The following is a 4,970-nucleotide window of genomic DNA, read 5'->3' on the forward strand; positions in this document are numbered from 1 at the left end:
CTGCGTTTGCGCCAGGCCAGCACTGCCAGGGCGAGGCCGCTGAGCAGCAGCAACACCGTGGCCGCGATGTGGATAACTTTAAGGGTGGTCAGCGTTTCCATGTTCTCGATTCCTTGAAGGCCGCCCAGTCAGCGTAGTCGCTCAACCGAGGAACAGCTGGTAGGCCGGGTTATCACTTTCATCCCAGTACGGGTAGCCAATGGCCTCCAGCGCCGCCGGCACCAGGTGACGCTCGTCCGCCGGTACTTGCAGGCCCGCCACCACGCGCCCATCGGCGGCGCCGTGGTTGCGATAGTGGAACATCGAGATGTTCCAGCGCCCGCCCAATTTGTTAAGGAAGTTGAACAGTGCCCCCGGACGTTCCGGGAATTCGAAGCGGAACACCACCTCGTCGCTGACATGCGCCGCATGGCCGCCGACCATATGGCGGATGTGCAGCTTGGCCAGTTCGTTTTCCGTCAGGTCCAGCACCGGGAAACCCTGGCTGGTGAGGCTGGCGATCAGCGCGCTGCGCGGGTCGTTTTCCGGGTGGGTCTGCACGCCGACAAAAATGTGCGCCTCGCGCCCGGAGTGGTAGCGGTAGTTGAATTCGGTGATCTGGCGCTTGCCCACGGCCTCGCAGAAGGCCTTGAAGCTGCCCGGTTTCTCGGGGATGGTCACGGCGATGATGGCTTCGCGGCCTTCCCCCAGCTCGGCGCGCTCGGCCACATGGCGCAGGCGGTCGAAGTTGACGTTGGCCCCGGAATCGATGGCCACCAGGGTTTGCCCGGTGATGCCACGGGTCTCGACGTATTTCTTGATACCCGCCACGCCCAGGGCGCCGGCGGGTTCAGTGATGGAGCGGGTGTCGTCGTAGATGTCCTTGATCGCCGCGCAGATTTCATCGGTGCTGACGGTGATCACTTCATCCACGTAATCCTTGCAGATGTCGAAGGTGTGCTGGCCGATCTGCGCCACCGCCACGCCGTCGGCGAAGATGCCCACGGTCGGCAGTACCACGCGCTCGCCCGCCGCCATGGCGGCTTGCAGGCAGTTGGAGTCGTCCGGCTCGACGCCGATGATCTTGATTTCGGGCCGCAGGTATTTCACGTAGGCCGCGATACCGGCAATCAGGCCGCCGCCGCCCACCGGGACGAAAATCGCGTCCAGCGGCCCCGGGTGCTGGCGCAGGATCTCCATCGCCACGGTGCCCTGCCCGGCAATGGTGTGCGGATCATCGTAGGGGTGAATGTAGACGTAGCCTTTTTCGTCGACCAGCTTCAGCGAATACGCCAGGGCTTCCGGGAAAGAATCCCCGTGCAGCACCACTTTGCCGCCACGGGAACGCACGCCTTCGACCTTGATCTCGGGGGTGGTCTTGGGCATCACGATGGTGGCCTTGACCCCCAGCACCTTGGCCGCCAGGGCCAGGCCCTGGGCATGGTTGCCCGCCGAGGCGGTGACCACGCCGCGCGCACGTTCTTCGGCGCTCAGTTGGGTCAGCTTGTTGTAGGCACCGCGAATCTTGAACGAGAACACCGGCTGCAAGTCTTCGCGCTTGAGCCAGACCTTGTTGCCCAGCCGCTCGGAGAGCTGGCGGGCGGTCTGCAGCGGGGTTTCTACGGCAACGTCGTAAACGCGCGAGGTGAGGATCTTTTTGACGTACTGTTCAAGCATCGGAAAGCATCACTGGGCGGGTTGGGCAGGGCCAAGGAGTCTAACCCAGCGTTTGGCCGGGCGACCACACGAAAACCGAGGTTTTGTTGGGTTATACTCGCGCCCCTCTTTACTCCCCGCCCGTTCCGGAGCCCGCATGACCCAGGATCAACTCAAACAGGCAGTGGCCCAGGCCGCCGTCGATTTAATCCTTCCTAAACTCGACGATAAAAGCATCGTCGGTGTCGGCACCGGTTCCACCGCCAATTGCTTTATCGATGCGCTGGCCCTGCACAAGGGCGCGTTCGACGGCGCGGTTGCCAGCTCCGAAGCCACCGCTGCGCGGCTCAAGGGCCACGGTATTCCGGTGTACGAGCTGAACACCGTCAGCGACCTGGAGTTCTACGTCGACGGCGCCGATGAAAGCGACGCACACCTGAACCTGATCAAGGGCGGCGGCGCAGCCCTGACCCGCGAGAAGATCGTTGCGGCCGTGGCCAAGACCTTCATCTGCATTGCCGACGCCAGCAAACTGGTGCCGGTACTCGGCGCGTTCCCGCTGCCGGTGGAAGTGATCCCGATGGCCCGCAGCCACGTGGCCCGCGAACTGGTGAAACTGGGCGGCGACCCGGTGTACCGCGAAGGCGTGCTGACCGACAACGGCAACATCATCATCGACGTGTTCAACATGCAGATCACCAACCCGGTGGAACTGGAGCGCCAGATCAACGCGATCGTCGGCGTCGTCACCAACGGTTTGTTTGCGGCCCGTCCGGCTGACGTACTGCTGCTGGGCACCGCGGAAGGCGTGAAAACGCTTAAGGCGTAATGCAAAACCCGTGTGGGAGCGGGCTTGCTCGCGAAAGCGGTGTATCAGCGCAGGATTTGTTGGCTGACCCACCGCTTTCGCGAGCAAGCCCGCTCCCACATTTTGATTGTGCTGTTTTCAGGTTTTTGGCTGCAACAACAGCGCCACCAACGCACTCCACCCTGTCTGATGCGAAGCCCCCAACCCCCGCCCGGTCTCGCCATGAAAATACTCATGGAACAACACCAGGTCGCGGCTCGCCGGGTCCGCCTCCAACTGTGTATACCCCACCATCGACGGCCTTGAACCGTTCTCATCCCTCAGAAACAGGCTCGTCAACCGCTGGCTCAGCCCCTGCGCAACCTCCTCCAGCGACGCCAGATACCCACTCCCCGCCGGATACTCCACCGAGAAATTATCCGCGTAGTAGCGGTGAAACTCCCGCAGCGACTCAATCAGCATGTAGTTGACCGGCATCCACAACGGCCCGCGCCAGTTGGAGTTACCGCCGTACAGCCGCGAATCGGACTCCGCCGGCTCATAGCGGGCACACAGGGTATTGCCATTCATCTTCAGCGCCAGCGGTTCCTCGGCGAACGCTTTCGACAGCGACCGCACCCCAAAGGTGGAGAGAAACTCCGACTCATCCAGCATCCGCCGCAGCAAATCCTTGGTCCGCTCCCCCCGCAACAGCGCCAGCAGCAGGCGATTACCCTGCCCCGGCTCGTTCCAGCGCGACACCAGCTTGGCCAGGTCCGGCCGGTGTTTCATAAAACCCAGCAATCGCTCGCGCAACCCCTCCAGCCCTTCATGCTCGCGCTGCTCCAGCACCAGCACCGCAAACAGCGGCATCAGGCCGACTATGGAGCGCAGGCGCACCGGTTCGCTTTCACCGCCAGGCCGATGCAGCACGTCATAGAAAAACTGGTCCTGCTCATCCCACAAGCCTTCATCGCCATTGTCGACGCGGTTGATCGCCCCGGCGATATACAGGAAGTGCTCAAAGAACTTCACCGCGATATCCACATACACCACGTTGCGCTTGGCCAATTCCAGGCCGATACGCATCAGGTCCAGCGCGTACGCCGCAACCCACGCTGTGCCGTCCGCCTGGTCCAACTGATAACCCGGCGGCAAATCAGCCGAGCGATCAAACAGCGCAATGTTGTCCAGCCCAAGAAACCCACCCTGGAACAGGTTGCGGCCCTCGGCGTCCTTGCGGTTGACCCACCAGGAAAAATTCAGCAGCAGCTTGTGGAAGATCCGCTCCAGGAAATCCATGTCGCCCACGCCATTCAGCGCCTTGTCCTGCTGATACACCCGCCAACTGGCCCAGGCATGCACCGGCGGGTTGGCGTCGTCGAAACGCCACTCGTAGGCCGGCAACTGACCGTTGGGGTGCATGAAGCGGTCTTTCACCAACAGCAACAGTTGCTGCTTGGCATAACCGGGGTCGATCAGGGCAACGGCCACCGCCTGGAACCCCTGGTCCCAGGAGGCATACCACGGATATTCCCAGGTGTCGGGCATCGAGAGAATGTCGAAATTCGACAAGTGCCGCCAATGGGTATTACGGATATGCAAACGCTCGGGCGGCGGCGCGGGCTGGGCCGGGTCGCCGTCGAGCCATTGATTCACGTCGAAGTAGTACAGCTGTTTGGACCACAGCAACCCGGCCAGGGCCTGGCGCTGCACATTGCGTGCGTCTTCATCGGCGATGCCCTGTTGCAGCGCCGCGTAAAAGTCATCGGTCTCCTGGCGGCGCTCTTCGAATAGCTTGCGCGCATTGATCCACGGCGCCTCCACCGGGGCGAAGCGCAGGTACAGGGTTTTGCTTTCCTGGCCCGCCAGCTCGAGGATGAAACGCGCAGCCACCTTGGTACCCGCATCCCGGCGAATCGCTGCTTGCGCCCCCGTGGTCACATAGTCGTTGATCCCGTCCTTGAACGGCCCCGGCGCCGGTTGCCCGTCCAGCCTGGGGTAGTTGGTTTCGTTCTCGCAGAACAGCCATTCCACCCCGTCCTGGCCCCAGGCACTCAGGTGGCGATCGAACAGCTCATGGTGCCGCGCCACCACCTGTTCGCCCTCCAGGCGCAATTCAGGCTTGGGGGCATCGTGGGTCCAACTCCAGTCGTTGCGCGCCCACAGGTGCGGCATCACCTGCAAGCGTGTGGGCTGGTCCGATCGGTTGTGCACGGTGATGCGCATGAACACGTCATCGGGCTGGTGCTTGGCGTATTCCACCGTGACGTCGCAGTAGCGGTTGTCTTCGAAAACCCCGGTATCGAGGATTTCGTATTCGGCATCCCCCAGGCCACGCCGGGCGTTTTCGGCGATCAGGTCGTCATAGGGAAAAGCCGCGTGGGGGTATTTGTAGAGCATGCGCATGTAGGCATGGCTCGGCACGCCATCGACGAAAAAGTACAGTTCCTTGACGTCTTCGCCGTGGTTGCCCTCGGCGTTGTTCAGGCCGAACAGGCGTTCCTTGATGATCGCGTCGCGCTCGTTCCACAGCGCCAGGCCCAGG

At 62.5% G+C, this 4,970-nt stretch carries 3 protein-coding genes and 1 pseudogene; 1 reads left to right on the forward strand and 3 read right to left on the reverse strand.

Features of this window, described 5'->3' with window-relative positions:
- Together HX846_RS07835 and ilvA are read right to left on the reverse strand one after the other, a co-directional pair.
- Positions 1–101, reverse strand: a pseudogene (locus tag HX846_RS07835) (DUF2269 domain-containing protein); the annotation flags it as partial.
- Between the two features lie 40 nt (positions 102–141).
- Positions 142–1,656: a threonine ammonia-lyase, biosynthetic gene (gene ilvA / locus HX846_RS07840; RefSeq protein ID WP_003213834.1), complete on the reverse strand. Its 1,515-nt coding sequence runs from the start codon at positions 1,654–1,656 to the stop codon at positions 142–144.
- A gap of 136 nt (positions 1,657–1,792) precedes the next feature.
- Here ilvA and rpiA point away from each other — a divergent pair, with 136 nt between their 5' ends.
- Entirely contained in the window at positions 1,793–2,464 is a 672-nt protein-coding gene (gene rpiA, locus HX846_RS07845) for a ribose-5-phosphate isomerase RpiA (RefSeq protein ID WP_003213836.1), read from the forward strand.
- Between the two features lie 117 nt (positions 2,465–2,581).
- Here rpiA and HX846_RS07850 read toward each other — a convergent pair.
- Positions 2,582–4,970: glucosidase (locus HX846_RS07850; RefSeq protein ID WP_178965213.1), on the reverse strand; the 2,389-nt coding region annotated here is incomplete at its 5' end.

The sequence above is a fragment of the Pseudomonas sp. K5002 genome (genome assembly GCF_013386655.1).
In the GTDB taxonomy this organism is placed as follows: domain Bacteria; phylum Pseudomonadota; class Gammaproteobacteria; order Pseudomonadales; family Pseudomonadaceae; genus Aquipseudomonas.

Excerpts from the sequence above, each read along its gene's own strand:
- ilvA (WP_003213834.1), bottom strand. The coding sequence starts at position 1,656 with ATGCTTGAACAGTACGTCAAAAAGATCCTCACCTCGCGCGTTTACGAC.
- rpiA (WP_003213836.1), top strand. The coding sequence starts at position 1,793 with ATGACCCAGGATCAACTCAAACAGGCAGTGGCCCAGGCCGCCGTCGAT.